This is a genomic window from Phenylobacterium sp. (assembly GCF_036264965.1).
GTDB lineage: Bacteria > Pseudomonadota > Alphaproteobacteria > Caulobacterales > Caulobacteraceae > Phenylobacterium.
In genome coordinates, this window is record NZ_DATAPY010000022.1 from 51,060 (window position 1) to 76,790 (window position 25,731).

Consider the following 25,731-nt stretch of genomic DNA (forward strand, 5'->3'; position numbering starts at 1 on the left):
GTCGCCGGGCGGGTCTCCTCCCCGATCCGTCCGGCGACGTCTTGCTTCAGCTAGAGCAGTGGCAGGTCGACGCGCCGCCAACCCTCCTCAAGGCGGTCGGCGAGCACCTCGCCTGAGGCCAGGCGCACGGGCCGCTTGTCCGCGGGGCGCAGCAGCAGGGCCAGGGATCCTTGCGGCGGGCGCGGGCCGGTCGCCCGGACGTCCACGATCAGCCGGTCCGCAGATGCGTCCACCGTCAGCTCCCAATGGCCGAAGCCGCCGTCGCGCCAAGCCTCCGTCTCGCCGTCGTCCTCGAAGCACGTCGCCGAGACCCGGCCGTCCGTGGGCGGGAAGAGGGCGAAGGCCCGCGCGTCGGCGCGGCGGTCGAAGCTCTGTTCGGCGATATTCAACGGGATCGCCGAACCCTCACGGACCAGCAGGGGCGGCTGGCCCCAAGGCGCGGGCAGGCTGACGCGCCGCCCGCCCTCGAAGCGATTCCCGGTCCAGAAGTCGAACCAGGCCGCGCCCGCGGGCAGGTGAATCTCGCGCGTGGTCGCGCCCGGCTCGACCACCGAGGCGACCAGAAGTGCGGGGCCGAGCATCAGGTCGTCAGTGTCGGCATAGGCGTCCGGGTCGTCGGGGAAGTCGTGGAAGGTCGGCCGGACGATGGGGTCGAAGGTGCTGTGGCAGCGCCAGCTCAGGTCATAGAGGTAGGGCAGGAGCCGGTAGCGCAGCCGGATCAGGTCGCGCACCGTGGCGGTCGCGTCGGCGTGCATCCAGGGCTCGTTGGCCGTCCCGTCGTCGTTCCAGGAATGGATGCTGAAGCGCGGCATGAACACCCCGGCCTCGACCCAGCGGACGAACAGCTCCGGGTCCGGCCGCGGGCCGCTGAAGCCGCCGATGTCGTGGCCGTTGTTGGAGATCCCACTGAGCGCCAGGCCCAGGCCCATGCGGATGTTCCACTTGAGGCTCTCCCAGGCGGTGGCGTTGTCGCCCGACCAGGTCTGAACATAGCGCTGCATCCCGGCCGCGCCGGCCCGCGATACCAGGAATGGCCGGCGCGCCGGCGCATGCGCCGTCTGCGCCTGCCGCGACGCGCGCAGCATCAGCAGGGTCTGCAGCGGCTTGCTGTCGATTGCCGCCGCCGGCGCGCCGAACATGGCGGCCCGCGCGGCGGGATCGACGACCTCGAACTCGTTGTTGTCGTTCCAAGTGGCCTCGATGCCGACGTCGAGAAGGTCGGCGGTCACATGCGCGCGCCACCAGGCCTGGGCCTCGGGGTTGGTGAAATCCAGATAGGCGCCCAGCCCATCCCAGAACTGCACCCAGGCGGGCTCGCCGTCGGGATTGCAGATCAGCAGCTTGCGGGCCCGCGCCTCCTCGAACAGCGGATGGTCGTCGAGCAGGCAGGGCTTGATATTGGCGCACAGCCGCACGCCGGCGGCGCGGAAACCGGCGGCGAAGGCGGCGGGATCGGGGAACTTGTCGCGGTTCCAATGGAAGACGTAGCGCCGCGCGCCGATGGAGGTGTAGCCGGACGACAGGTGGAAGCTGTCGCAGAGGATGTCGTGGCGGCGGCAGTTCTCGATGAACCCGCCCAGCTTCGCCTGGGCGTCCGGCGCATCGGTGTAGCTCATGGTCGAGCCGGAATAGCCCAGGCCCCAGCGCGGCAGGAAGGCCGGCCGCCCGGTCAGCCAGGTGAACCGGCGCGTGACGTCCGCCACCTGCGGGCCCGCGATCACATAGTAGTCGAGGTCGCCCGCCTCGGCGCGGAAGCTGCGGAAGAGGCCGTGATAGTTGCTGCGCTCGGCCCCGAGGTCGAAGTCGCAATCGGCGTAGGTGTCGTAGAAGAGGCCGAACGCCGCGCCCGTCCCCGTGTGCCGGGTGATGTAGAACGGGATGTGCTTATAGAGCGGGTCGGATGTCCGCGCGTCATAGCCCATGGCGTCGGCGTCGCTCATCCGGAACCGCCGCCCGGCGCGGTCGAGTTCGCCGGTCTTCTCACCGAGGCCGAAGTATTGCTCGGCCGGGTCGCGGACCAGATAGTGGCGCGGTCCCTGGCCCCACCAGCCGAAGTTGTAGGCCTGGGTCGGGCGGTCGCGGGCGATCGCGATCCAACCTCCGTCGGCGGCCATCTCCCACTTGCAGAACAGTCCGTCGAGACGGACCGTCAGCCGCAGCCGGTCGGTCGCGATAACGAGCCGGCCGTCGGCCTCCTCAAGCGTGAAGTCGGGGCCGGAAAAGCCGCTGACGTCCAGCCGGTCGCGGCCCGCGTCGGCGACGTCTTCGGCGCCTGGGGCGATGGCCCAGGTCCGCGGGCCGCTGAGCCGGCCGGGTGACCGGTGCAGCACCCGCAGGATGTCAGGCTCCAGCACGAAGACGTCGACCTCGAAGCCCGCGTCAGAGGCCAGGGTCACCCGGGCGCCTTCGCGCGCGGCGAGGCTGAACCGCGGCGGTCGGGCGATCGATGGTCTCATGCGAAGGCGCTCCGGGCGTCCATCCGCACGGGCCGCAGCACGGCGAACAGGATCATCGCGCCGGCGATGTCGAACACCGCCAGCAGCCGGAACAGCGGCGCGTAGCCGACGGTGTCGGCCAGCGCGCCGACGAGCAGCGAGAACAGCAAGCCGCCGATCCAGCCGCACATCCCGACCAGCCCGTTGGCGCGCGCCACGCTCTCGCGCGGGAAGACGTCGGTGGTCAGGGTGTTGAGCAGCACCGAGAGCATCTGATGGGCGAAACCGCCCACGCAGAAGAGCGCGATCGCCGTGTAAGGGCTGAACGCCAGGCCGACGCTGGCCGGGGCGATCATCATCACCGCGCCCAGGGTGAAGCCGGTGGCGCGCGAGGTCAGCAGGCCCATGCGGAACCGCTTCATCAGGAACGGCGAGAGATAGCCGCCGAGGATGCCGCCGGCGTCGGAGGCCAGGAACGGCAGCCAGGCGAACAGCGCGATGGACTTCAGGTCCATGCCCCGCTCGCGCGCCAGATAGAGCGGGATCCAGAAGCTGAAGGTTTGCCAGGCCGGCTCGATCAGGAAGCGGGGAATCGCCAACCCCCAGAAACTCCGTTGAGCGAAGAGCGAGCGGAGCGTAACGGGCGGCTGGGTGGACGCCTCCACGATGGAGGGCGCCAGCGCGCGCTCCTGCGGGCTCAGCGCCGGATGCCGGGCCGGGCTGTCATAGAAGAGGTACCAGGCCGCAGCCCAGACGAGGCCGAGCGCGCCGGTCACCACGAAGGCTGAGCGCCAGCCATAGGCCAGCGACAGGAAGATCACGATCGGCGGGGCGATGGCGGCGCCCAGGGAGGTGCCGGCGTTGAAGAAACCGATGGCGACCGAGCGGTCCCGGGCCGGGAACCACTCGCTCACCGCCTTCACCCCGGCGGGGATCGCCGCGGATTCGCTGAGCCCCAGAAGGCCCCGGAAGAAGGCCAAGGAAATCCAGCCGCCGGCGAAGCCGTGCGCCATGTTGGCCAGCGACCAAGCGACCGCGAAAAGGGCGAAGGCGAGCTTCAGGCCGAGGGAGTCGATGATCGCCCCGCAGATCGGCTGCATGGCGGTGTAGGTGACCTGGAAGGCCGCCACGACCCAGGAATACTGCTGGGTGGTGAAGCCCAGCTCCCGGGTCAGCTGCGGGGCCAGCACGCCCAGCGAATTGCGGGCGAGATAGTTCAGCACCGTGCCCATGCAAACGAGGACCACGATCCACCACCGCAGGCGCTTCAGCGTCGCCATCGGCCGCAGGGTCACCAGTTCCACATGGTCCCGTCCTCGAGACGGGCGATCGGCAGCTGTTTGGGGTCGTAAGGATATTTGGCGGCCAGGGCCTCGTCGATGTCGACACCGTGGCCGGGCTTGTCGCCGGGATACAGGAGGCCGGCCTCGAAGCGGTAATCATGCGGGAAGACCGCGTCGGTCTCCGGGGTGTGGCGCATGTATTCCTGGATGCCGAAGTTCGGGACCCAAGTATCGAAGTGCAGCGCCGCGCCCATGGTGACGGGCGAAAGGTCCGTCGCGCCATGGCAGCCGGTGCGCACCTGCCAGAGGGCGGCGAAGTCGGCGATCCGGCGCAGGTGGGTGACGCCGCCCGCGCCCACGACGGTTGTGCGGATGAAGTCGATCAACTGCTCCTGGATCAGATCCTTGCAGTCCCAGATGGTGTTGAAGATCTCGCCCACCGCCAGCGGCGTCACCGTATGCTGGCGCACCAGGCGGAAGGCCTCCTGGTTCTCCGCCGGGGTCACATCCTCCAGCCAGAACAGGCGATAGGGCTCCAGCGACTTGCCGAGACGCGCGGCCTCCAGCGGCGTCAGCCGATGATGGGCGTCGTGCAGCAACTCGACCCCGAAGCCGACGCGGTCCCGCAGCGCCTCGAAGAGCTTTGGGGTGTGATCCAGATACTTCGACGTCGACCAGACGGTCTCGGTCGGCAGCGTCGCGTCGGCCGGCTCATAGAACATCCGGCCGCGTCCGACGCCGTAGGGCTTGTCCAGGCCCGGCACCCCGCTCTGGGCGCGCACCGCCTTGTAGCCCAGGCCGACGTAGCGCTCGACCTCGTCGCAGGTCTCTTCGATGTCGGCGCCGTTGGCGTGGCCGTAGACCATGACGCCCTCGCGGCTCTTACCGCCGAGCAGATCGTAGAGCGGCATCCCCGCGGCCTTGGCCTTGATGTCCCAGAGCGCCACGTCGACGGCGGCGATGGCCCGCATGGTGACCGGCCCGCGCCGCCAGTAGGCGCCGCGATAGAGCAGCTGCCAGGTATCCTCGATCCGCCGCGCATCGCGACCGATGAGCAGAGGGGCGACATGCTCTTCCAGATAGGCCGCGACGGCCTTCTCCCGGCCATTCAGGGTCGCGTCGCCGATCCCGTAGACGCCTTCGTCGGTGACGATCTTCACCGTCACGAAATTCCTGCCCGGGCAGGTGGTGATGACCCTTACGTCTGCGATGCGCATGTCGGGTGAATCTCTTCCGTGCGACCCCTGAACCTCGGCCCCTGGCGACCGCGTGGCAACCTCTCCGAAGAAAAGGTTCGCCAGCCGCCAACCGCAGCATTCTCTCTGCTATGGCCTAATAATTGGCTTGTCCACACTGGACTGACCAATTTTGAGGGATCGCGCCGAAGACCCGACCGCTGCGACGCGTTCGGTGAGACCGAAGAGGCGTTCGCCGGCGGTCGAGGTTCAGACGTGTTGCGAGGCGAGCGGCGCGACGGCGTGGGGCCCGTCGAGCGTCGGATTTCTGGGCTCGGATCGGAAGAGGCTGGCCGCCAGGACCAGAGCCAGGGCGATCAATGCAAGGATCCAGTCGCGCAGGAAGATGGCCCTGCGCCGGGCCAGGAACCGATCGCTGGGCGAAGGGCTCGCGCCCGTCAGCGGCGACGCCGGCCTTTGCGAAAGCGACCTCATCTGACGGACGCGGCCGGCGCGGGCGCCGAGGCGGCGTGGGGTTTGCTGCGGTCCGGGCTCAGGACACCGATGACCACCGCGACGGCGAGCGCTGCGAAAACCCACGGCCAGTGGCTCGCCAGTCCGCGGCGCTGCGCGGCCTTCCGGCACATATACCAGGCTTCGGTCGGGCTGTGGCCTTGGGGCGTCATCGGCCGGCGCCTCCGACCACGCGGAGCGTGGACGCGGGCGGTGCGTCATGGGCGCCAGCCGGCGGCGTGAAGCAGTGCATTTCCTGGACCTCGGACTGCACCACCACGACGCTGGTGACGCCGGCCGTGGCCTGCTCGCGCGCCTGGCCGCAGGCGTTACGCACGGCGTCGTCCAGGCTGGCGAAGGCGCCGGTGTCCTTGTCGTTCCGCCGCACGCGCCAGCGGCCGAGCCGCTTGGCGACGACGTACTTTTCGGAGCGGGCGGCGCCAGCCGCAGGGCTAGGAGGCGCCGCCCGGTCCTCTTCGGTGCGGACCGGGCGCAAGCCCAGCATCCACAGGTCGGAAGAGGCGATCATCTCAGGCGGCCTTCTTCAGCGGCGCCAGATGCAGGCGGCGCGCGACATGCAGTTCGCGACGCTGGCCGTGGTGGCATTCCTCGACCGCATAGCCGTGCTCTTTGAGGAGCCGGTGGATGGGGTCGGCGCGGAAGGCCAGGACGCGGGGCAGGGGCGACTGGAACACCAGCGCGCCGCCTTCGCGGACGTGGGGGCCGGTGACCAGCAGGTCCGCCAGCGTGGCTTCGTCGCAGGTATGAGCGACGATCAGGGCGTCGGGCTGCTCGTGGGGGCCCGCGCCGGGGCGCAGATAGCCGACCTGTTCATAGCCATGCCGGCACAGCCAGAGCATGGCCGAAAGGCCGCTCGAGCCGGTCACGCGGATCAGGCTCGATCTGGTCACATGCGCCCGCTCGAGCAGCGATATCAGGGGGTCGCTGCTGAGCAGGCCGGACGTTGACTCGTGGGACATCGAAACGCGAAACTCCATCGGAGAGGCGCAGAGGCGTCTCAAGACGGCTGCATTGTGCAAAAAAGGGCCGTAAGCGTTCGATACGGAAGACGACCGGTCGGATAAGCAAAACGTCAAGGCCCGAGCGTTCCGGCGGGCCGGTGAACCCTTTATACTTCCTTGATATCACTGGGCGTGGTTCCGCATGGCGTCCTTACGCTGAGGCTTAGTAGGTTCCCCCTCTAGCTTTCTGGCGGAGCGGCCCAATGCTCGACCTCCTCTACATCCTCGGTGGCGTCGCGGTCTTCGTGATCTTCGCGGCCTACGCCTACAGCCTGAGGCGCATCTGATGCTCGCGAACATCATCTGGGGCGTCGGCGCCCTCGTCATCGGCGGCTACATGGTGGTCGCCCTCCTGAAGCCGGAGAAGTTCTGATGAACGGGCAGGGCTGGGCGGAGATCGCCCTTACGCTCGCCGTGACGATCGCGCTTGCGTGGCCGCTCGGCATCTACATGGCCCGCGTCTGGCAGGGCGAGAAGACCTGGCTCGATCCGGTGCTCAAGCCTGTCGAGAGGCTGGTCTACGCCGCCGGGGGCGTGAAGCCGGAGAAGGGCCAGAACTGGATCGCCTACGCCATGAGCTTCCTGGCGTTCAGCGTCGCCAGCTTCGTGGTGCTCTACCTGATCCTGCGGTTCCAGAATTTCCTGCCGCTCAATCCGCAGGGATTCCCCGGCTGTTCGCCGGACCTGGCGTTCAACACGGCCATCAGCTTCGTCACCAACACCAACTGGCAGTCCTATGTGCCGGAGACGACGCTCTCGACCTTCTCGCAGATGGCGGGGCTCACCTCGCACAACTTCCTGTCGGCGGCGGCGGGCATCGCCGTGGCCGCGGCCCTCGCGCGCGCCTTCGCCGCCAACCGCAGTGAGAACCTCGGCGACTTCTGGGTCGATCTGACCCGGATCAGCCTCTACATCCTGCTGCCGTTCGCCATCATCATCGCCCTGGCTTTTGTGGCGCTGGGCGAACCGCAGACGCTGATCGCCCATGTCACCGCTCACACGGTCGAGGGCGGCAAACAGACCATCGCGCTGTTCCCCGTCGCGTCGCAGGAGGCGATCAAGCAGTTCGGCACCAACGGCGGTGGGCTCTTCAACACCAACTCGGCGCACCCGTTCGAGAACCCCAACGCGATCACGAACTTCATCGAGATCGTGATCATGAACGTCCTCAGCTACGCCTGTGCGGTCGCCTTCGGACGCGTGGTGCTGGCCAGGCGCGATGCGCGCGCCCTGGTGGCGGTGATGGCGATCTTCATCGCTGTGGCGGCCTCGGTCGTCTATGCGGCAGAGACCCAGCCGGCGCCGGCCCTGGTCGCCGCCCACGCCGACGCCAGCGTCAACATGGAAGGCAAGGAGGTCCGCTTCGGCGCTCCGTCCACCGCCATCTGGACCGCGGCGACCACCGGCGCCTCCGACGGCGGCGTCAACGCCATGCATGACAGCTACATGCCCCTGGCCGGCGGCATGGCGATGTTCATGATCCAGCTGGGCGAGATCGTCCCCGGCGGCGTCGGCTCCGGTCTCTACGGCATGATCGTCCTGGCGCTGATCGCGGTCTTCGTGGCCGGGCTGATGGTCGGGCGCACGCCGGAGTACCTGGGCAAGAAGGTGGAGGCGCGTGAGGTGAAGTACGCCATGCTGGCGGTGCTGATCCTGACGGTCTCGATCCTGGGCTTCGCCGGCGTTGCCGCGGTGGTCCCCGTGGCCCTCAAAGGTCTGGCCAATCCCGGGCCGCATGGCCTCTCGGAGATCCTCTACGCCTACTCCTCGGCGACGGGGAATAATGGCTCGGCCTTCGCAGGCCTCTCGGCCAATACGCCCTATTGGAACGCGACCCTCGGCGTCGCCATGCTGCTGGGCCGCTTCGCCTACGCCATTCCGGTGCTGGCCATCGCCGGCTCCATGGCGATGAAACCCAAGCTGGGCGCCACCGCCGGCACCTTCCCCACGGACGGGCCGCTGTTCATCGGCCTGCTGATCGGGGTGATCCTGATCATGGGCGGTCTGCAGTACTTCCCCGCCCTCGCCCTCGGCCCGATCGTCGAGCACTTCCAGGTGCTCCACGCTGTCGCCGCGGCCCGTTGAAACCCCCGTTGAAAGCTCTGGGGATCATCATATGACCACCGCAACCGCATCTCTGGGTGAGAACCGCCGCAAGGCCGCCACCCTCGTCGGCAGCTTCTCGGGGCCGATCCTGACCCGCGCGATCGGCGACGCCTTCGTCAAGCTCGACCCGCGCAAGCTGACCGGCAACCCGGTGATCTTCGCCACCTGGATCGTCGCGGTCCTGGCGACGATGTCGACGGTCCTGGCGATCAAGGACGGCGGCGACTGGGCCTTCGCCCTGCAGATCGCCCTCTGGCTCTGGGCGACGGTGCTGTTCGCCAACCTGGCCGAGAGCGTCGCCGAGGGCCGCGGCAAGGCCGCCGCCGACAGCCTGCGGGCCACGCGGGTGACCACAAAGGCCAAGCTGCTCAACGGCGCTGGGGTGGTCGTCCTGACGCCAGCGAATGAGCTGAAGGTCGGCCAGGTCGTCCTCGTGGAGGCCGGCGACGTGGTCCCCTCCGATGGCGAGATCGTCGAAGGCATCGCCTCGGTTAACGAAGCCGCCATCACCGGCGAGAGCGCCCCGGTGATCCGCGAGAGCGGCGGCGACCGCTCCGCCGTCACCGGCGGCACCACGGTGGTCTCCGACTGGCTCAAGGTGCGCATCACCTCCGAAGCCGGCTCGACCTTCCTCGACCGGATGATCGCCATGGTCGAGGGCGCCGACCGCCGGAAGACCCCGAACGAGATCGCGCTGGCGGTGCTGCTGGCGGGCCTGACGCTGATCTTCCTGATCGCAGTGGTGACCCTGCTGGGCCTGGGGACCTATTCGGGCGTGAAGATCGACCCGATGGTGCTGGGCGCCCTCTTCATATGCCTTATCCCGACGACCATCGGCGGGCTGCTGTCGGCCGTCGGCATCGCGGGCATGGACCGGCTGCTGAAGTTCAACGTCCTGGCCACCTCCGGCCGGGCCGTGGAGGCGGCCGGCGACGTCGACACCCTGCTGCTCGACAAGACCGGCACCATCACCTTCGGCAACCGCATGGCCACCGAACTGATCGCCGCACCCGGCGTGCGGCGGGAGATGATGCTGCGCGCCACCCTGCTGGCCTCGCTCGGCGACGAGACGCCGGAAGGCCGTTCCATCGTCGAGCTGGCCCGCAATGAGGGCCTGGTGCTGGAAGCGCCGAAGGGCGCGACGGTGATCCCGTTTTCCGCCACCACGCGCCAGTCCGGGCTGGACGCCGACGGCACCAAGTGGCGCAAGGGCGCCGTAGATGCGGTGCTGAAGGACGCCGGGCTTGAAGCCAGCCAGGCGCCGGCCGAATTCACCGCCGCCGTCGACCGCATCGCGCGATCCGGCGGCACGCCGCTGGCGGTTTCGGAGAACGGAATCCTGTTCGGCGTCATCCATCTGAAGGATGTGGTGAAGCCGGGGGTGAAGGAACGCTTCGCCGACCTTCGCCGCATGGGCCTGCGCACGGTGATGATCACCGGCGACAACCCGGTGACCGCCGCGGCCATCGCTTCGGAGGCCGGCGTCGACGACTTCCTGGCCGAGGCGACGCCGGAGGACAAGCTCAGGCTGATGCGCGACGAGCAGGGCCGCGGCCGACTGGTGGCCATGTGCGGCGACGGCGCCAACGACGCGCCCGCGCTGGCCCAGGCCGACGTCGGCGTGGCCATGCAGACCGGCGCCCAGGCCGCCCGCGAGGCCGGCAACATGGTCGACCTCGACAGCGACCCGACCAAGGTCATCGAGATCGTCGAGGTGGGAAAGCAGATGCTGATCACCCGCGGCGCGCTGACCACCTTCTCGATCGCCAACGACGTGGCCAAGTATTTCGCGATCATCCCGGCGCTGTTCGTGATCACCCTGCCGGCTTTGGGCGCGCTCAACATCATGGGCCTCCACAGCCCGAAGAGCGCGATCCTATCGGCGGTGATCTTCAACGCCCTGGTGATCGTGGCCCTGATCCCGCTGGCGCTGCGCGGCGTCCGCTATCAGGCGATCGGCGCGGGCCGCCTCCTGCAGCGCAACCTGCTGATCTATGGCGTCGGCGGGGTCATCGTGCCCTTCGTCGGCATCAAGCTCATCGACCTCATCGTCTCCGGCGTGGGCCTGGCGTGACCGCGCCGTCCTGTCATCTGAAGGCCCTATAGGAACCCGCCATGTTCGCCCAAATCCGCCCCGCCATCGTCGCCACCCTGTTCTTCACCCTGCTGCTCGGCGTGATCTATCCGCTGGTCATCACCGGCATCGCCCACGTGGCCTTCCCGGCCCAGGCCGGCGGCAGCCTGATCCACGACGCCAAGGGAGAGGTGATCGGCTCGTCGCTGATCGCTCAGAACTTCGCCAAGCCCCAGTACCTGCATCCTCGCCCGTCCGCGGCGGGCAACGACGGCTACGACGCGTCCAACTCCTCTGGATCCAACCTCGGCCCACTCAATCCGGACCTCGCCAAACGCATCGCCAAGGACACCGCGGGCCTGCAGAGCGAAGGCGCCGGCCCGGTGCCCGCCGATGCGGTCACCACGTCGGCCTCGGGTCTGGACCCCGACGTCTCGCCCGCCAACGCCCATCGCCAGGCGGCGCGGATCGCGGTCGTCCGCGGCGTTCCGGTCGGCGAGGTCGTTCGCGCGATCGACGCCAACACCACCGGCGCCTGGCTGGGCATCTTCGGCCAACCGCATGTGAACGTGCTAAAGACCAACCTCGCGCTCGACGCGGCGGCGCCGGCTCGACCCACTCCGCCGGCCAGCTAGGCGCGCGGGCGCCGATAAGCGGGAGCGGCGATGACGACCACCGACGAACCGCGCCGGCCTGACCCCGAGGCGCTCCTCGCCGCCGCCAACAAGGCGCGGCGCGGGCGCCTCAAGGTGTTTCTCGGCATGGCGCCGGGCGTCGGCAAGACCTACGAGATGCTGCGCACCGCGCGGCGTCGCAAGGCCGAGGGCGATGACGTCGTGATCGGCGTCGTCGAGAGCCACGGCCGGCGCGAGACCGAGGCCCTGCTGCGCGGCCTGGAGGTCCTGCCGCGAAAACCCATCGAGTATAAGGCTCGGACTCTGATGGAGTTCGACATCGACGGCGCCCTGGCGCGGCGGCCGAAGCTGCTGATCGTCGACGAGTACGCCCACTCCAACGCGCCCGGATCGCGCCACCCCAAGCGGTGGCAGGACGTCGAGGAGCTGCTGGGCGCCGGCATTGACATCTGGACGACGCTGAACGTCCAGCACCTGGAAAGCCTGGTGGATGTGGTGTTGCGCATCACCGGTGTGCGCCAGCGCGAAACGGTGCCGGACTCGGCGCTGTCCCGCGCCGACGACATCGAGCTCGTCGACATCACGCCGGATGAGCTTCGCACGCGCCTGGCCGACGGTAAGGTCTATGTGCCCGAGACGGCCAGGCTCGCAGCGGACAATTTCTTCAAGCCGGAGAACCTGACCGCGCTGCGCGAACTGGCGCTGCGCCGCATGGCCCAGACCGTCGACGACCAGCTGATCGCCACCATGCGCGAGAAGGGCGTCGAAGGCCCCTGGGCGGCCGGCGAACGCATCGTTGTCCTGGTCGGGGGCGACACCATGGCCAACGCTCTGGTGCGCACGGCCCGACGCCTATCGGACATGATGATGGACGCGCCCTGGACCGTCGCCCACGTCGAGCGGCCGAACCAGAGGCCCCCGTCGCCGACGGCGCAGGGCCGCCTCAGCGAGGCGCTGAAGCTGGCCGAGCAGTTGGGGGGATCGACGGTCGTGCTGACCGGCGACGACGTGGTGGCCTCGGTGATGGCCTACGCGCGGCGCAACAACGTCACCCAGATCGTCATCGGCAAGTCGCGCGATAGCCGCCTGCGCGAACTGCTCGGCCGCACTCTGGCCACGGCGCTTCTGCGCCAGGCGCGCGGCGCCGCGGTCCACGTGGTCACCGAGCGCGGCGACGACGACGGCAAGGTCCCCCTGGTCGATCTCCCGCCGTTCAGCCTGGCGGGGTGGCACGGTCATGCCGGCGCCTTGATCCTCGTCGCGGTCACCTGCGGGCTCGCGGGCCTGCTCGATCAGTTCGCCTCGGGCGCCAACCTGGCGATGATCTTCCTGCTGAGCGTGCTGGGCGCGGGCCTGGCGTTCGGCCTCTGGCCCGCAGTCACTGCTGCAGCTGCCGCGGCGCTGGCCTACAACTTCTTCTTCCTCGAGCCGCGCCTGTCCTTCGTGATCGGCCACCCCACCGACGTACTGACCTTCGCGGTCTTCTTCGTGGTGGCGATGACCACCGGTTGGCTGACGGGCCGGGTCCGCGATCAGTCGCTCAGGACGTCGGCCCGGGCGTCGGCGATCGCGTCGCTGCTGGCGTCGAGCCGGCGGCTGTCCGGCTCCGCCACCCGCGACGACACCGCCCACGCCCTGGCCGACCAGATCTCCGCCGCCGGCAATGCCAAGGCGATCGTGCTCCTGCCGCAGGGCGAGGAGATCGTGCCGGTCGCGGGCGCCCCGGTCCTCGAAGACCTGGGCGCCGCACCCATGGCCGCCGCGCGCTGGGCCTGGGAGAAGGGCGAGGCCGCCGGTTCCGGCACGGGCACGCTGCCGCAAAGCAGCTGGACCTTCTGGCCGCTGCAGGGGGTCCGCAACCGGGTCGGCGTCGCCGGCGTCGAGGCCAATGCGCTGACGCCCGGGTCGGACGAGGAAAAGCTGGTCCTGGCCCTGCTCGACCAGGGCGCGGTCGCCCTGGAACGCGCCGACCTGGCGCTGGCCGCCGTCGAGGCGGAGACCCTGCGCCGCTCCGACCGCTTCCGCGCCGCCTTGCTGAACTCCATCAGCCACGACCTGCGCACGCCGCTCTCCACGGTGCTGGGCTCGACCACCACCATGATCGAATACGGCGAAGGCATGCCGCCGGCGACGCGCGCCGATCTCCTGCAGAGCGTTCGCGAAGAGGCGGAACGTCTCAACCGCTACGTCGGCAACCTGCTGGATATGACCCGCCTTGAGGGCGGCGGCCTGAACATCCGCGAGGACTGGATCGATGTGCGCGACGTCCTGATGGGCGCGGCGGAGCGGGTTTCGCGCCGGCTGGGCGGGCGCCACATCGAGCGCGACTTCCCGCCGGACCTGCCGCCGGTCAGGCTGGATCCAAACCTGTTGGAACAGGCGGTGGTCAACATTTTGGAGAATGCTATCGCCTATAGTCCCGACGACACGGCGATCGACCTGGCCGCCTACGAGGACCGCAACAACGTGGTGATCAGCATCGAGGATGAGGGCAAGGGCATCCCCACCGCGGAGCTGGAGCGCGTCTTCGAGAAGTTCCGCCGCATGGAGGAGCCCACCGACCGCACCAAGGGCGCGGGCCTGGGACTGTCGATCTCGAAGGGCTTCATCGAGGCGATGGGAGGACGGATCGCCGCCGCCAGCCCGATCCATGGCGACCATGGGACCCGCGTGTTGATCAGCCTGCCGAAATCGCCGCAAAGGCCTGAAATCACCGCATGAGTTCGCATCACCCTCGCGTCCTGGTCATCGACGACGAAGCCCAGATCCATCGTTTCCTTCGCGCGGCGCTGGAGGCGGCCGGGTTCGAGCCGTTGCGGGCCGACACCGGCGCGGAGGGCTTGCGGGAAATCGCCCGCGCCGCGCCGGACGCGGTGGTCCTCGACCTTGGTCTGCCGGACATGGACGGGCGCCAGGTGCTGATCAAAGCCCGCGAATTCTATCACGAGCCGATCATCATCCTGTCGGCCCGCGACCGGGAGACCGAGAAGATCGACGCCCTGGACAATGGCGCCAACGACTATGTGGAAAAGCCGTTCGGCGTGGGGGAGTTGCTCGCCCGGCTGCGAGCTGCGTTACGGCAACGCGTGCATGCCGGCGAACCGCCGCCGCCGATCGTCAAGTCCGGGACGCTCACCATCGATTTCCCGCGGCGCCTGGTCACCAAGGGCGATGAACTCGTGCACCTGTCGCCGAAGGAATACGACCTCCTGGCCAAGCTGGCGCAGAACGCCGGCAAGGTGATGCAGCACCGCGACCTGCTGATCTCGATCTGGGGGCCGGCGCACGCGGAGGACACCCAATACCTGCGTGTCTTCATCGGCCAGCTACGGCAGAAGATCGAGGGCGATCCCTCCGAGCCTCAGGTGATCATGACCGAGCCCGGGATCGGCTACCGCTTCGTCACCGACGATATGTTCCGGATCGCGCCCCAGGCCTGACTCTCACGGTGCGGGCGCCTGCCGGCCGCAACCTCCTTGCGCGCCGATTTGCCAGACTGAGCTGGACCTTTGATGTCCCTCCGCCGGCTCGAAAGCATTGAGATCGGGCGCCTTATGTTCCGTTTATCACTCCTTGCACGGACACGAATGGAACCCTGACGCACCCCCCTGATACCGCCGTGTTGCACCGCAACAATGCGGCTGGGGAACGTTATGAATTCGCGTCGCAATACCACCATCGCCGTCCTGCTGGGCAGCACCGCCGTTGCCTTCACCCTGGCGGCCCAGGCGGAACCGGCCGCCGGCGCCGACGGCGCGGTCGCCGCCGAGAACGCGGACTCGGTCTCCGAGCTGGTCGTGACCGCGTCGAAGCGCGCCGGCACCGTTCAGGACACGCCAATCAGCATCTCCGCGGTCGGCGGGGCCGAGCTGCAGGCCCGTGGCATCACCAACTTCACCAATCTCGCCCAGTCCACGCCCAGCGTTTCGCTGAAGAGCGAAGGGCCGGGCCAGACCGAGATCGAACTGCGCGGCATGACCTCCAGCGGCGGCAATTCCGCGACGGTCGGGTTCTATCTCGACGACATCCCGATGACCGCCCCGGCCGGCGCCCAGAATGGCAAGGTGGTGATCGATCCGACACTCTACGACCTCAGCCGCATCGAGGTCCTGCGGGGGCCGCAAGGCACCCTCTACGGCGCGGGATCCATGGGCGGCACGGTCCGGCTGATCACCAATCAACCCGACACCACCGGATTTCACGCCTCGGCCCAGACCATCCTGTCGGGCACCGAAGGCGGCGGCTTCAACCATACGGTCAATGGGATGATCAACATCCCGCTGGTCCAAGACAAGTTGGCGCTGCGGCTGGTGGGCACCGAGGCCTACACCAGCGGCTGGATCGACCGGATCGTGGCTGCGCCCGGCGCTTTCCCGTTAGTAAGCACCGACGGCTCGACCCGTGGCAACGTCCAGGCGGCTCCCGTGCAGAAGGATTACAAGGGCGTCAACAACGAGCAGGCCTATGCCGTGCGCGCGACCCTTCTGTGGACGCCGACCGACGCTCTCTCGATGACGCCGTCCTACTTCTACCAAACCAGCAAGCAAAACGGGATCAGCGCCTACGACAGCGATCCGGGGACCTTGGCGCATTATCAGCCGTTCGACATCGCCGAGCCGCTGACCGACGCGATCAGCGTCTTCAGCCTGAACGTGAACTATAGCTTCGACGCCTTCGACGTGACGTCCAGCACTGCCCAGTGGAGCCGCAAATCGACGCAGATCGAAGACGCCAGCGAAGACTTCAACAACCCGAACACCGGCGCTACCTTCGCCTCCAACAACGGCCTGCCCAACCCCGGCTACTACGGACCCACAGGCTCCGGCATGGTCTTCGGGAAGGAGGATGACACCTCCAGACAGATCAGCGAAGAACTGCGGTTCGCCTCGAAGGGCGACGGCAAGTTCAAGTGGGTCGGCGGGCTCTTCTACAGCAACTTCAGCGCTAAGTGGCAGTTCGACGGGACCACCGCCAACCCCTCCGCCTTCCTGGACCTCGGCACCTTCGCGCCGGCCACGACCACCCAGTGGTTCATCGCCAGATCGCCGACCAAGCTGGTCCAGTACGCGATCTTCGGTGAAGGGACCTACAACATCACCGATCAACTGAAGGCGACCGTCGGCCTGCGATGGTACAGCTATGACTACCAGTTCTCCTCGGTGATCAGCGGCTGGGGCTCCGGCCTGGGCGCGGCGACCCCGTCGGATTCCGGCCTGATCCGCCAATCCGAAAACGGGTTCAATCCGAAGTTCAATCTGTCCTATGAGTTCGACAAGGACCTGATGGTCTACGGGACCATCGCCAAGGGCTTCCGGCCTGGCGGCGGCAACGCGGTCTATCCGGTGACCGGCCCCTATTGGAGCGCGGTCTTCGCACCCTACAACTTCCCGGGCGGCAAGTGGCCGACCAGCTACCAGTCGGACTCAGTCTGGAGCTACGAGGTCGGCGAGAAGGCCCGGTTCTTCGATCGCCGGCTGATCGTCAATGCGAGCCTCTATTTCGAGGACTGGAGCAACATCCAGCTCGAGGCGCTCCCCGGCGATTGGGCCCTGAACATCAACGGCAACAAGGCCACCATCTACGGCGGCGAGATCGAGACCCGCGCCATTCTCGGCGGCGGCTTCCAAATGGACGCCTCTCTCGGCCTGACGCATGCGTGGGTCGACCCGGGCCCCCACTGGCAGCTCACCCCGACCCACAAGCTCTCTGATGTGGCGCCGGTGAACGCCAATGTGGGCCTCAGCTATTCGAAGGAGTTGAACGACAAGTACACCCTGACCGCGCGAGTGGAGGACTCCTATGTCGGGCAGCGCTACTCCCTGGCCTTCCCCTTCGGGTTTTCGCTTAATGGCGAGTACATCCCGCTGCCGGGCTACAACCTGGCCAATGCCCGCGTGGGCGTGCAAGCCGCCGACGGCTGGGGCGCGGCTCTGTTCGTCAATAACCTGTTCAACAAGCACGCCCAGCTGGAAAGCCTGTTCCAGGAGGCTCTGCCCAGCGCGGCGTTCAACCGGATCGTCACCAACCAGCCGCTCACGGCGGGCATCGACCTGACCTACCGCTTCTAGCTCAGGCGCCAGCGGGTTCCCGATCGCCGGGAACTCGCTGACCTGCGCTCCGCTGTGTCAGGCCGCCTTGCATATCGCCAGCTCGCGGCGGCGCGCGATGACCAGCGCGCGGCGGGCGCCGTTGAGCCGCCGTTCGGTGATGAAGCCGGCCTGGTCCAGCAGCCATTCGATCCCGAGCGCGCAGCCTTCGGATTCCAGGCGGTGGGGGAAGATGAACAATCCGCCCGGCCGCACCTGGCGGCCGACGGCGAGGAGGCGCTTGAGGGCGATCTCGTCGCACGTATGGATGACCAGGATGGCGTCGGGCTCCTGGGGCAGGGCGTCGCTGCCCGCCCACCCATAGCCGACGTGGTCGTAGCCGTGCCGGCGAAGCCAGAGCAGGCCGACAAGCGCGCCGCCGCCGGTGACCCGGATGACGCTGGATCGGGTCAGGCCGACCGTGTCGAACAGGGTCGTCAGCGCCGCCGTGCGGGAGAGGCGGCGCGCAGTGGATTTCGGCATGGATGCCCCTCGACCGATGGAGCCCAGCTCCGACCCGTCCCAGTGTTCCATGGGAGCGCGTAAGGTCTCCATTCGGATTGCCGGTTTCGGCCATAAGCGAGAGATCAAGGCTGCGGCGACCTCGGCGATCACGGCGCCTCTTTATGAAATGCTGATCCTCCGCGGCCTCATTCCGAATGGTCTCCTTAGGCGCGTGCGCCGTATCACGGTCCCCGCCATGGATGTTCGAAGTTGGTCTGTGATCCTGGTCGCCAATTCCGTCGGGCGTCCGTCCGGCGCGAGGCGGACGACGGCGTATGCATAGGCTTCGAGTCCTGGTCGTCGATGACGAGCCGCAAATCCACCGGTTCCTGGGTCCCGCGCTCAATGCCGCCGGCTATGAGCCGGCCCGGGCGGACACCGGCCGCCAGGCCCTGGCGGAGGTCGCCCGGCGCCCGCCGGATGCGGTCGTGCTGGATCTCGGACTCCCCGATATCGACGGGCAAGAAGTGCTCCGCAAGGCGCGGGAGTTCTACGACGGCCCGATCGTGATCCTCTCCGCCCGCGACCGGGAGATGGAGAAGATCGAAGCGCTCGACGCCGGCGCCGACGACTATGTCGAAAAGCCGTTCCGTGTGGGCGAGCTGCTGGCGCGCCTCCGGGTCATCATCCGCCGTCATGCCCGCCAGACCGGCGCCCCGCCGTCCATCGTCCAGGCGGGCGACCTGACCATCGATGTCCCGCGCCGGCTGGTCAGCCGGGCCGGTGAGCCGGTCCACCTGTCTCCCAAGGAATATGAGCTGCTGATCAAGCTCGCCGAGGCGGACGGCAAGGTGCTGACGCACAAGGAGCTCTTGATCTCGCTATGGGGCCCGGCGCACGGCGAGGACATGCAGTATCTGCGCGTGTTCATCGGCCAGCTTCGCCAGAAGATCGAAGCCGATCCCTCGGCGCCTAAGCTGATCCGCACCCTGCCGGGAATCGGCTATCGGCTGATGATCGACGAGGCGATCCGGCCCGCCGGCGCCTGAGGGCGTCAATCGCTCAAACTTATCCGGTGTGGCGAGCGTGGGGCTCGCCACACCGGTCCCAGGCCGCGCCAGGAGGGGTGGGCGCGGCTCATGCGCGGGCTATTTCGAAGCGGCGGTGAGTTGGGGGGCAGGACGCCCAGCGCCGCTAAGCACCGCAGCATCGCCCCTGGCCACCGTCTGATAGAGGCAGGGGTTGGGCATGCCGTTCTTGATGTAGTGTTGATAGGCTTGGGCCACGTCGACCCGGACGTTCACCAGGCCGTTGGCGCCCATGGACGAGGCCTTCTCGCTCAATCGGGCCAGCGCCGCCGAACGCGCCTCCGTCGAGTCCGTCCGGCACTCCCGCACGCGAACCGGGCCGATCACGCGGTCGGTCGGCGGCGTGGCCGAGGCGACCTCATAGATCGGCAGATCGCCCGTCTGCGCTGCGACCGCGGGCGCGGCGAGCGACAGGGTCCCGCCGAGCAGGGCCGCGGCGGCGGCGCAAAGCATCATATCGAAACGCACGTCGTAGTTCCTTCTTGGTTTCAGAGGTTGCGCAAATTCTGAGGCGCATCGTGAAGCCCATATTGGGCATCTATGGCCCATTACGTAATTTGCATGACTGGCGGGGGCAACCCCGCAACAAGCGCCGCGGAATCTAAGCAACTGACTGTAATTATAAGATTTTATGTCAGAGTTTTATGGCTTCCTTACGGGAATGGGCCAAAGACCTCATTGTTCCTTGATGGGGGCCTCCCCTATCCATCCCGCACCAAAATGGGCAGCCATATTCCGAGGCAACTTCGTCGAACCTGTTGTGGGTGAAACGGGGGGCGGCTGAGGCGGCGCGAACCTGACGGGGGACCGACCGACAACCCAAATCCATCAAGGGAGACGCTGGGCGCCAACCCGGCTCAACCGACGCCGCCGTGTTCTCGGCGACGCAACTGCAGAGGCGTGAGATCGATGTTGAAACTAAGAAACGAGCTGAAATCGCAAGCGAAGGCTCGTGGCAGTTACCGGGGTGCGACCAGTCTGGTCGCCATAACGACTGCGCTTGCGCTGGCCGCTGTCGCCGACGCCGCGATGGCCGACCCTGCCACGACGGCGCCTGAGCGCCCCGCGGCGGAGGCCGCGCCCTCGGCGACGTCACACGCGGTCGACACCGACGCCGCCATGCAGTCGAACTACACGGTCGATGCGGTCAACGCCGCGATCGGCTCCAACCCCTTCGAGCGCTTCGTCAAATATTACGGCGCCGAGTGGGGCCAAGCCGGACCGCCGGCCGATCCGAACGCGCCAGCCTCGACGAAGCCAGGCTGGACCGCGCCGCCGCAGAGCACGCCGCCCATGCCGTTCACCGACTGGCCCTACGGCGCTTCCACGCTCATCGGAAATAACCGCACCGCCTCGGTCGACAGCCCGCTGATGGTGGCGATCGCCCCGACCGGACTCGGCAAGGTCCTGAGCGAGACGGGCATCCAGGCCTACGGCTGGGTGGATGTCGGCGGAAACATCAGCACGAGCAGCCAGAAATTCGGCAATGCGCCCGCGGCCTACGATTTCAAGCCGAACTCGGCCCAACTGGATCAGGCGGTGATTTATGTCGAGCGCTCGCCCGACACAGTTCAGGCCGACCACATCGACTGGGGTTTCCGAATCTCGGCGATCTATGGCACCGACTACCGCTACACGACTGCCTTTGGCGTCGCGAGCTACCAGTTCCTCAAGCACAACAACACGTACGGCTATGATTTTCCGATGGTCTATGGGGAACTCTATATTCCTCAGATTGCCGACGGTCTGATGCTTCGCCTGGGCCGATACATCTCGGTTCCAGACATCGAAGCGCAACTTGCACCAAATAACTACATGTACTCGCATTCCATGGGCTACAGCTTCGACAACTATACCAATGACGGACTTCAGGCGACGCTGGCGGTCAACAGGAACGTCATCTTGCAACTGGGCGTCAACGTCGGCACCGAGGCGCCGCCCTGGCACGTGGGCAAGAAGATCGCGAACCCGGATCCCAATCCGCTCTATCCCGAAACCACGATGTTGAAGGACCCCGGAGCGACGCCTTCGGTTACGGCTTGCGCTCGCTTCCAGACCGACTCAGGACATGACGCCGCTTACTTCTGCGCCGATGCGATCAATAAAGGCGTGTGGGGATACAATAATCTTCAGTGGTACGGCTTCACCTACTACCACAAGTTCAACGACAAGATGCATGTCTCCTTTGAGGCCTACAATACCTTCGAAGATAACGTCCCTAACTTGAACAACCCGGTTGCAGGCGCGGCCATCGCCAACGGCGGTACGCCATTCTCGCCGCAATACGTGCCGTTCAACGCGCCCGACGCCGCGCAGTGCAAGAGCGCGACGGTTCTGTCCTGTCGCTCGAACACCTTCACGGCTCTGGCCTATTGGAACTACCAGCCGACGCCGCGTGACAACATCTCGCTGCGCACAGAGTGGTTCGACGACACGGTGGGCCAGCGTACCGGGACGGCGGCGGTCTACGAAGACCTGGGAATCGGTCTGCAGCATTGGCTGAGCCCGCAGATCGAGCTGCGCCCGGAGGTCACCTACTACTGGGCGAGCAAGGCGGCGTTCAACGGCAATCCGTACACGGGCATCGCGCCGAACAAGAAGACCGAGGCCGTGCTCTCCGGCGACATCATCTTCCACTTCTGATCAGTGGCCGCCGCCGTCTCCCTGCGACCTTTAAGGAGGAACCATGCGTGTGGATGGACGGCGGCGGAACAGCCGTGATGGAGCCGACCTGCTCCAGGAGCGGATCCTCGGTGTCGCCAACGAGATCGTCCGCCAGGAGGGGCTTGCCGCCCTGACCCTGGCGGCGATCGGGCGCCTCCTGCATATGCGGCCGGAGACGATCCTGCGCTACGTCCGCGACCTCGATGAGGTCCGCGATGCGGTCACCGCCTGCGCGCAGACGGAACTGGCGGAGTTGGTCGAGGGCGCGATCGGCGGTCGCCGCGGCCGGCCGGCGCTGGAAGCTCTGTTCGAATCCCTGCGGCTCTACGCTCAGGCCCAGCCGGGCATGTATGAGGCCGCCCTCCTGCGCCCGGCGAATTCGAAGCCGGGAAGCGTGCGCGAGCAGGACCCCCTGACCCGGGCTGAATGCGCCGCCCTGCGCGCCTGCGGGGTGCCCGATCCCCAGGCTGAAGCGCTGGCCTGGTGCTGCCGCGCCGCCGTCCATGGGGCGATCTGCCTTGAAGCGAGCGACCGTCGAAGCCGCCAGCGGCAGATCGATGAGAATTTCGACCGCCTGGTGAGCATCCTGGACGCGGCGGCGCGGGCGACGGTGCGGGGCGAGACAAGTCTTTCCGTCTTCACGGCCGCAGAGGCGTGGGCCCCCAGTCAAGGCTAGGGTCTCGCCACAGCGCTTGCGCCAACTTGGGCGCGGCCCGCCCAGGACGGGCCCCGGCGCCCGGCCGCGCCCTAGTCATGTCGGCCGGCGTCTGCAAGATGAGGTCACGCTTCCAGGACGGGCGCCCGGCTAGGTGTGACATGGACGATCCCAATGCGGACATCTCGGTGCTGACGCGCCTGGAGCTCTATTTCTCTATCCGCCAATTCACCCGCACCACCCGCCGCTTCGCCGAGATCTTCTCCTACGACTACGAGATGGTGATGATCTTCTTCGTGGTCGTTGAAGCTTGTTTCCAGGCGATCCTCAACCTTGGCGGCGCCTCGTCCGACCGCGACGCGATCGAGCAGATCTATCTGGAGTCCGCCACGATCGGTGTCTCGCTGTTCGGCATCGCCGACGCGTCCGGCATCCCGCGCGAGACGGTTCGGCGCAAGGTCAAGGCCCTGACCGATCTCGGCTATCTGGCGGTCTCGGAGAAGAGCAAGAACATCTACATCCCGATCTCGGCCTTCTTCGACCTGAACATCTTCGATGCGTTCCGGCTGTACGTCGCCGACATCGACCAGTTCGTCCGGACCCTGCAGTTCTACGCCAAGGACGCCCGCTGAGGGGCCGAAGCTATCGCGCGACAGGCCGTCCCGCCGCCTAGGCCTGCGCGCCTGGCTTGGCGCCCGCGCCCCGCGCCGTGGCGGCCGAGAGATAGGCGGCCACAAGCTCCACCTGCCGGCCCGGCTCCCTCGGCCGGCCGCCGGAGAGGCCCACCAGCTTCACCCCCAGCACCAGGCGGTGGTTGGCCGGCGTCTGCACCGGCCAGAAGTCGAAGGCCGCCTGATCGAACGGATAGGTCTCGCCGCGCGTCGGCTTGTCGTTGGCCAGCGCCCAGTGGGCGGCCTCCTGATCCGCCGCGGAGAGCGTGGCGCCGCCGTTGGCGGCCGCCGGCCAAAGCTTGCCGGCTTTCTCGGCCAGCACCACGGCCGGGGCGTCGAAGATCCGGCTGAGCGCGGTGGCGGCGATCTTGAGCAGGGCGGAGGTTGGCTCAGCCTCGATGACCGCGTGGGCCAGGCCGCGCAGCGCTTCGGCCTGCTGCGCCGCCCGGCGGGCCGCGAGCGCGCGGCCGCGGGACTGGGCGCCCACCGTGCTGGCGATGGCCGCGACCACCAACAGCAGCGCGAGCGCCCAGACATCGGACGGACTGGCCACCCGGAACGTGAAGCGGGGCTCGATGAAGAAGAAGTCGTCAATGGCGACGCTGAGCATGGCGGCGATCAGCGCCGGTCCCCAGCCGAAGCTGAGCGCCGCCACGATCACCGGCAGGACGAAGATCAGGGACAGATCGGGTGTCGAGACGATGTGGTCGACCACGAAGGCGACGAGGCCGGCCGCCGCGACCAGGAGCACGCTCAGGCCGTAGCCGAGCGCTGTCGAAGTCTGCGCGGGCGCATCGGCGTCCGCGGCGATGGCATCCGTCTCCGGCGATACGATCGGGGCCGCGACGTCGCTGGTCATGGGAGCCTCCTTTATGGCCCAAGAGCCCGCACCTCATACGCTCCTTCCACATAAGGGTTCGATGTGGAATTGGGGTCCGGAGGCTTGACCGGGGCGGCCGACCGGCTCATCGCGGCGCGCGCCTGGCGGCAAGCCTCGCGCCAACACCCCGTCATTGTCTGAGTTGAACTGATGGACGCCCTGACCGCCTTCGGCCTCTTCGCCGTGACCGCCATGCTGGTCTGCTACGCCCTGGACGCGCGTTCGCATTGGTGGGGCCTGGGCTTCGCCGCCGCGTGCCTGCTAGGCTCGGCCTATGGCTTCCTGCAGGGCGCATGGCCCTTCGGCCTGGTCGAGGGCGTCTGGTCGGTCATCGCCCTGCGCCGATGGTGGAACGGCCGCGCTTCCCACTGACGCCGCGCCGGCGGCGGCGAATTCTTCGATCGATGTTGAGGGTCGCACGGCGCCGGTTGTCTCAGTAAGGTTGGCGAAGGGCGCTATGATCGACGACGCAACGCTCAGGGCTTGGTTCTTCCGGGAGGTGTTTCCCCTGGAGCCGGCCCTGACGCGGTATATCCGGCGCAACTGGCGCAACGAGAGCGAGGTCGCCGACCTTCGCCAGGAGATTTATGCGCGCATCTACAGCGCCGCGCGCGAGCGCCTGCCCCTGCAGACCAAACCGTTCCTTTTCACCATCGCGCGCAACCACCTCATCAACCAGGCCAAGCGCGCCCACGTCGTGTCGATCGACCATGTTGCGGGTTTGGAGTCGTCGCCTGTCTTAGTGGACGCCGTGACGCCTGACCGCCATGTCACGGCGCGGGACGAGCTGCGCCGGGTCCAGGCCGGGCTCGACCGCCTGCCGCCGCGGTGCCGGGAAGTCGTCGTGCTGAGGAAGATCGAGGGGCTGTCGACAAAGGCGGTGGCCGCGCGGCTCAACATCGGCGTCGACGCGGTAGAGCAGCAGATGGTCCACGGCATGCGCGCCCTGGTGGACTTCATGGCGGGCGGTCCGGGCAAGATCCGCCGCCCATCGTCGCGCAAGCCGCGCGCCTCGGAGGCGCAGCCATGAGCCACGCCCGACACACCGAGGAGATCGCGGCGCGCTGGCTGCTGCGTCAGCAGGAGGACGGATGGTCGGCGGACGACCAGACCGAGCTCGACGCGTGGCTGGACGCGGCGGCCGAGCACAAGGTGGCCTATTGGCGTCTCGAGCACGGCTGGAGCAAGGTCGACCGCCTGGCCGCCCTGAAGAGCCCGTCCGCAGCGCCGCGACGCATTTCGCGCCTGCGCGGTTTCTGGCGGCCTGTCGCGGTGGCGGCGTCGGTGGCCGCCTGCCTCGCGGTCGGCGCGGCGGTCTGGTCGGTCCCGGGTCTCTTCCAGGCCAAGGACTTCCACACCGACATCGGCGTGCGTGAGACGGTGCCTCTGGCCGACGGCAGCAAGGTCGAGCTCAACACCCAGACCCGCCTTCGCACGGCCGTGACCCGGCGGACGCGAGAGGTCTGGCTGGATCGGGGCGAGGCCTATTTCGAGGTGGCGCATGATGCGAGCCGCCCCTTCGTCGTCCACGCCGGCGCGAAGACCGTGACGGTGCTGGGCACCAAGTTCTCGGTGCGCCGCAACGGCGACCAGGTGGAGGTGGCCGTGGTGGAAGGCCGGGTGCGCGTCGCCGATGCGTCCTGGCCCGCCGTGACACCGCCTCCGGTGCTGACCCGCGGCGACACCGCCATCGCGGCCGGGCCATCCATGATCGTGGCGGCCAAGTCGGTGGAGCGGGTCGCCAACGAGCTGAGCTGGCGCGAAGGCGTGCTGACGTTCGATCAATCGACGCTGGCGGACGCGGCCGGCGAATTCAACCGCTACAACCGCAAGAAGCTGGTGATCGCTGACGGGCCGACCGCCCAGATGCGGATCGGCGGCAGCTTCGAGGCCGAGAATGTCGAGGCTTTCGCCCGGCTGCTGCAGCAGGCCTACGGGCTCAGGGTCGACGACACCGGCGAGACGGTGAAGATTTCGCAGTGAGATTGTTACGGGTTTGC

23 protein-coding genes are annotated in these 25,731 nt (G+C 67.8%); 14 read left to right on the forward strand and 9 right to left on the reverse strand.

Annotated elements, in window-relative coordinates; all coding sequences use genetic code 11:
- Positions 1 to 50 precede the first annotated feature (50 nt).
- The 6 genes from VHS75_RS02325 to VHS75_RS02350 form a co-directional block, all read right to left on the reverse strand.
- A complete protein-coding gene (locus VHS75_RS02325) occupies positions 51 to 2,456 on the reverse strand; it encodes a glycoside hydrolase family 31 protein (protein ID WP_329636987.1) in 2,406 nt (801 codons plus the stop codon).
- The gene (locus VHS75_RS02330; protein WP_329636988.1) at positions 2,453 to 3,739 is read right to left on the reverse strand and encodes an MFS transporter; all 1,287 of its coding nucleotides are present in this window, start codon (positions 3,737 to 3,739) and stop codon (positions 2,453 to 2,455) included. The genes VHS75_RS02325 and VHS75_RS02330 overlap by 4 nt, the downstream gene beginning before the upstream one ends.
- Positions 3,727 to 4,935 (reverse strand): D-mannonate dehydratase ManD, encoded by a 1,209-nt coding sequence (gene manD / locus VHS75_RS02335; RefSeq protein WP_329636989.1) that lies wholly within the window; start codon positions 4,933 to 4,935, stop codon positions 3,727 to 3,729. Before manD ends, VHS75_RS02330 begins: the two co-directional genes overlap by 13 nt.
- A 228-nt stretch (positions 4,936 to 5,163) precedes the next feature.
- Positions 5,164 to 5,388 (reverse strand): hypothetical protein, encoded by a 225-nt coding sequence (locus VHS75_RS02340; RefSeq protein ID WP_329636990.1) that lies wholly within the window; start codon positions 5,386 to 5,388, stop codon positions 5,164 to 5,166.
- A gap of 187 nt (positions 5,389 to 5,575) precedes the next feature.
- Positions 5,576 to 5,935: a hypothetical protein gene (locus VHS75_RS02345; protein ID WP_329636991.1), complete on the reverse strand. Its 360-nt coding sequence runs from the start codon at positions 5,933 to 5,935 to the stop codon at positions 5,576 to 5,578.
- A 1-nt stretch (position 5,936) separates the two neighbouring features.
- Positions 5,937 to 6,386, reverse strand: coding sequence for a hypothetical protein (locus VHS75_RS02350; RefSeq protein ID WP_329636992.1), 450 nt, complete (start codon positions 6,384 to 6,386; stop codon positions 5,937 to 5,939).
- A gap of 328 nt (positions 6,387 to 6,714) precedes the next feature.
- Here VHS75_RS02350 and VHS75_RS23030 point away from each other — a divergent pair, with 328 nt between their 5' ends.
- From VHS75_RS23030 to VHS75_RS02380, 7 genes are all read left to right on the forward strand, one after another.
- Entirely contained in the window at positions 6,715 to 6,801 is an 87-nt protein-coding gene (locus tag VHS75_RS23030) for a potassium-transporting ATPase subunit F (protein ID WP_414694239.1), read from the forward strand.
- Positions 6,801 to 8,513: a potassium-transporting ATPase subunit KdpA gene (gene kdpA / locus VHS75_RS02355; RefSeq protein WP_329636993.1), complete on the forward strand. Its 1,713-nt coding sequence runs from the start codon at positions 6,801 to 6,803 to the stop codon at positions 8,511 to 8,513. The genes VHS75_RS23030 and kdpA overlap by 1 nt, the downstream gene beginning before the upstream one ends.
- Positions 8,514 to 8,544: 31 nt before the next feature.
- On the forward strand, positions 8,545 to 10,608 hold the full coding sequence (gene kdpB, locus VHS75_RS02360; RefSeq protein ID WP_329636994.1) for a potassium-transporting ATPase subunit KdpB: 2,064 nt from the start codon (positions 8,545 to 8,547) through the stop codon (positions 10,606 to 10,608).
- A gap of 41 nt (positions 10,609 to 10,649) precedes the next feature.
- A complete protein-coding gene (kdpC, locus tag VHS75_RS02365; protein ID WP_329636995.1) occupies positions 10,650 to 11,243 on the forward strand; it encodes a potassium-transporting ATPase subunit KdpC in 594 nt (197 codons plus the stop codon).
- Positions 11,244 to 11,273: 30 nt separating this feature from the next.
- The gene (locus VHS75_RS02370; protein ID WP_329636996.1) at positions 11,274 to 13,964 is read left to right on the forward strand and encodes a sensor histidine kinase KdpD; all 2,691 of its coding nucleotides are present in this window, start codon (positions 11,274 to 11,276) and stop codon (positions 13,962 to 13,964) included.
- Positions 13,961 to 14,683 (forward strand): response regulator, encoded by a 723-nt coding sequence (locus tag VHS75_RS02375; RefSeq protein WP_329636997.1) that lies wholly within the window; start codon positions 13,961 to 13,963, stop codon positions 14,681 to 14,683. Before VHS75_RS02370 ends, VHS75_RS02375 begins: the two co-directional genes overlap by 4 nt.
- Before the next feature lie 213 nt (positions 14,684 to 14,896).
- Entirely contained in the window at positions 14,897 to 17,311 is a 2,415-nt protein-coding gene (locus VHS75_RS02380) for a TonB-dependent receptor (RefSeq protein ID WP_329636998.1), read from the forward strand.
- 57 nt (positions 17,312 to 17,368) lie between these two features.
- Here VHS75_RS02380 and VHS75_RS02385 read toward each other — a convergent pair whose 3' ends face one another.
- Positions 17,369 to 17,944, reverse strand: a complete 576-nt coding sequence (locus VHS75_RS02385; RefSeq protein WP_329636999.1) for a hypothetical protein — start codon at positions 17,942 to 17,944, stop codon at positions 17,369 to 17,371.
- 164 nt (positions 17,945 to 18,108) lie between these two features.
- Between VHS75_RS02385 and VHS75_RS02390 the strand changes: the two genes are divergently transcribed.
- A complete protein-coding gene (locus VHS75_RS02390; protein ID WP_329637000.1) occupies positions 18,109 to 18,822 on the forward strand; it encodes a response regulator transcription factor in 714 nt (237 codons plus the stop codon).
- Positions 18,823 to 18,921: 99 nt separating this feature from the next.
- On the opposite strand, the gene VHS75_RS02395 is transcribed toward VHS75_RS02390, so the two are convergent.
- Positions 18,922 to 19,329 carry a heavy metal-binding domain-containing protein gene (locus VHS75_RS02395; RefSeq protein ID WP_329637001.1) on the reverse strand — a complete coding sequence of 136 codons (408 nt, stop codon included), beginning with the start codon at positions 19,327 to 19,329 and terminating at the stop codon, positions 18,922 to 18,924.
- A gap of 441 nt (positions 19,330 to 19,770) precedes the next feature.
- Between VHS75_RS02395 and VHS75_RS02400 the strand changes: the two genes are divergently transcribed.
- From VHS75_RS02400 to VHS75_RS02410, 3 genes are all read left to right on the forward strand, one after another.
- Positions 19,771 to 21,504 carry an outer membrane beta-barrel protein gene (locus VHS75_RS02400; protein WP_329637002.1) on the forward strand — a complete coding sequence of 578 codons (1,734 nt, stop codon included), beginning with the start codon at positions 19,771 to 19,773 and terminating at the stop codon, positions 21,502 to 21,504.
- A gap of 43 nt (positions 21,505 to 21,547) precedes the next feature.
- Positions 21,548 to 22,201, forward strand: coding sequence for a TetR-like C-terminal domain-containing protein (locus VHS75_RS02405; RefSeq protein ID WP_329637003.1), 654 nt, complete (start codon positions 21,548 to 21,550; stop codon positions 22,199 to 22,201).
- 140 nt (positions 22,202 to 22,341) lie between these two features.
- Complete coding sequence (locus VHS75_RS02410; protein WP_329637004.1) at positions 22,342 to 22,812, forward strand: hypothetical protein; 471 nt, start codon at positions 22,342 to 22,344, stop codon at positions 22,810 to 22,812.
- A gap of 37 nt (positions 22,813 to 22,849) precedes the next feature.
- Here VHS75_RS02410 and VHS75_RS02415 read toward each other — a convergent pair whose 3' ends face one another.
- A complete protein-coding gene (locus VHS75_RS02415; RefSeq protein WP_329637005.1) occupies positions 22,850 to 23,710 on the reverse strand; it encodes a DUF4118 domain-containing protein in 861 nt (286 codons plus the stop codon).
- 171 nt (positions 23,711 to 23,881) lie between these two features.
- Here VHS75_RS02415 and VHS75_RS02420 point away from each other — a divergent pair, with 171 nt between their 5' ends.
- The 3 genes from VHS75_RS02420 to VHS75_RS02430 all read left to right on the forward strand — a co-directional run bounded on the left by VHS75_RS02420 (position 23,882) and on the right by VHS75_RS02430 (position 25,714).
- On the forward strand, positions 23,882 to 24,103 hold the full coding sequence (locus VHS75_RS02420) for a hypothetical protein (protein ID WP_329637006.1): 222 nt from the start codon (positions 23,882 to 23,884) through the stop codon (positions 24,101 to 24,103).
- A gap of 85 nt (positions 24,104 to 24,188) precedes the next feature.
- Positions 24,189 to 24,761 carry an RNA polymerase sigma factor gene (locus VHS75_RS02425; RefSeq protein ID WP_329637007.1) on the forward strand — a complete coding sequence of 191 codons (573 nt, stop codon included), beginning with the start codon at positions 24,189 to 24,191 and terminating at the stop codon, positions 24,759 to 24,761.
- Positions 24,758 to 25,714, forward strand: a complete 957-nt coding sequence (locus tag VHS75_RS02430; protein ID WP_329637008.1) for a FecR family protein — start codon at positions 24,758 to 24,760, stop codon at positions 25,712 to 25,714. Before VHS75_RS02425 ends, VHS75_RS02430 begins: the two co-directional genes overlap by 4 nt.
- Positions 25,715 to 25,731 lie beyond the last annotated feature (17 nt).

Bases quoted from the DNA above. Each gene is read 5' to 3' on its own strand.
- VHS75_RS02325 (WP_329636987.1), bottom strand. From the start codon at position 2,456: ATGAGACCATCGATCGCCCGACCGCCGCGGTTCAGCCTCGCCGCGCGC.
- manD (WP_329636989.1), bottom strand. From the start codon at position 4,935: ATGCGCATCGCAGACGTAAGGGTCATCACCACCTGCCCGGGCAGGAAT.
- VHS75_RS02340 (WP_329636990.1), bottom strand. From the start codon at position 5,388: ATGAGGTCGCTTTCGCAAAGGCCGGCGTCGCCGCTGACGGGCGCGAGC.
- VHS75_RS02345 (WP_329636991.1), bottom strand. From the start codon at position 5,935: ATGATCGCCTCTTCCGACCTGTGGATGCTGGGCTTGCGCCCGGTCCGC.
- VHS75_RS02350 (WP_329636992.1), bottom strand. From the start codon at position 6,386: ATGTCCCACGAGTCAACGTCCGGCCTGCTCAGCAGCGACCCCCTGATA.
- VHS75_RS23030 (WP_414694239.1), top strand. From the start codon at position 6,715: ATGCTCGCGAACATCATCTGGGGCGTCGGCGCCCTCGTCATCGGCGGC.
- kdpA (WP_329636993.1), top strand. From the start codon at position 6,801: ATGAACGGGCAGGGCTGGGCGGAGATCGCCCTTACGCTCGCCGTGACG.
- kdpB (WP_329636994.1), top strand. From the start codon at position 8,545: ATGACCACCGCAACCGCATCTCTGGGTGAGAACCGCCGCAAGGCCGCC.
- kdpC (WP_329636995.1), top strand. From the start codon at position 10,650: ATGTTCGCCCAAATCCGCCCCGCCATCGTCGCCACCCTGTTCTTCACC.
- VHS75_RS02370 (WP_329636996.1), top strand. From the start codon at position 11,274: ATGACGACCACCGACGAACCGCGCCGGCCTGACCCCGAGGCGCTCCTC.
- VHS75_RS02375 (WP_329636997.1), top strand. From the start codon at position 13,961: ATGAGTTCGCATCACCCTCGCGTCCTGGTCATCGACGACGAAGCCCAG.
- VHS75_RS02380 (WP_329636998.1), top strand. From the start codon at position 14,897: ATGAATTCGCGTCGCAATACCACCATCGCCGTCCTGCTGGGCAGCACC.
- VHS75_RS02390 (WP_329637000.1), top strand. From the start codon at position 18,109: ATGCATAGGCTTCGAGTCCTGGTCGTCGATGACGAGCCGCAAATCCAC.
- VHS75_RS02400 (WP_329637002.1), top strand. From the start codon at position 19,771: ATGTTGAAACTAAGAAACGAGCTGAAATCGCAAGCGAAGGCTCGTGGC.
- VHS75_RS02405 (WP_329637003.1), top strand. From the start codon at position 21,548: ATGCGTGTGGATGGACGGCGGCGGAACAGCCGTGATGGAGCCGACCTG.
- VHS75_RS02410 (WP_329637004.1), top strand. From the start codon at position 22,342: ATGGACGATCCCAATGCGGACATCTCGGTGCTGACGCGCCTGGAGCTC.
- VHS75_RS02415 (WP_329637005.1), bottom strand. From the start codon at position 23,710: ATGACCAGCGACGTCGCGGCCCCGATCGTATCGCCGGAGACGGATGCC.
- VHS75_RS02420 (WP_329637006.1), top strand. From the start codon at position 23,882: ATGGACGCCCTGACCGCCTTCGGCCTCTTCGCCGTGACCGCCATGCTG.
- VHS75_RS02425 (WP_329637007.1), top strand. From the start codon at position 24,189: ATGATCGACGACGCAACGCTCAGGGCTTGGTTCTTCCGGGAGGTGTTT.
- VHS75_RS02430 (WP_329637008.1), top strand. From the start codon at position 24,758: ATGAGCCACGCCCGACACACCGAGGAGATCGCGGCGCGCTGGCTGCTG.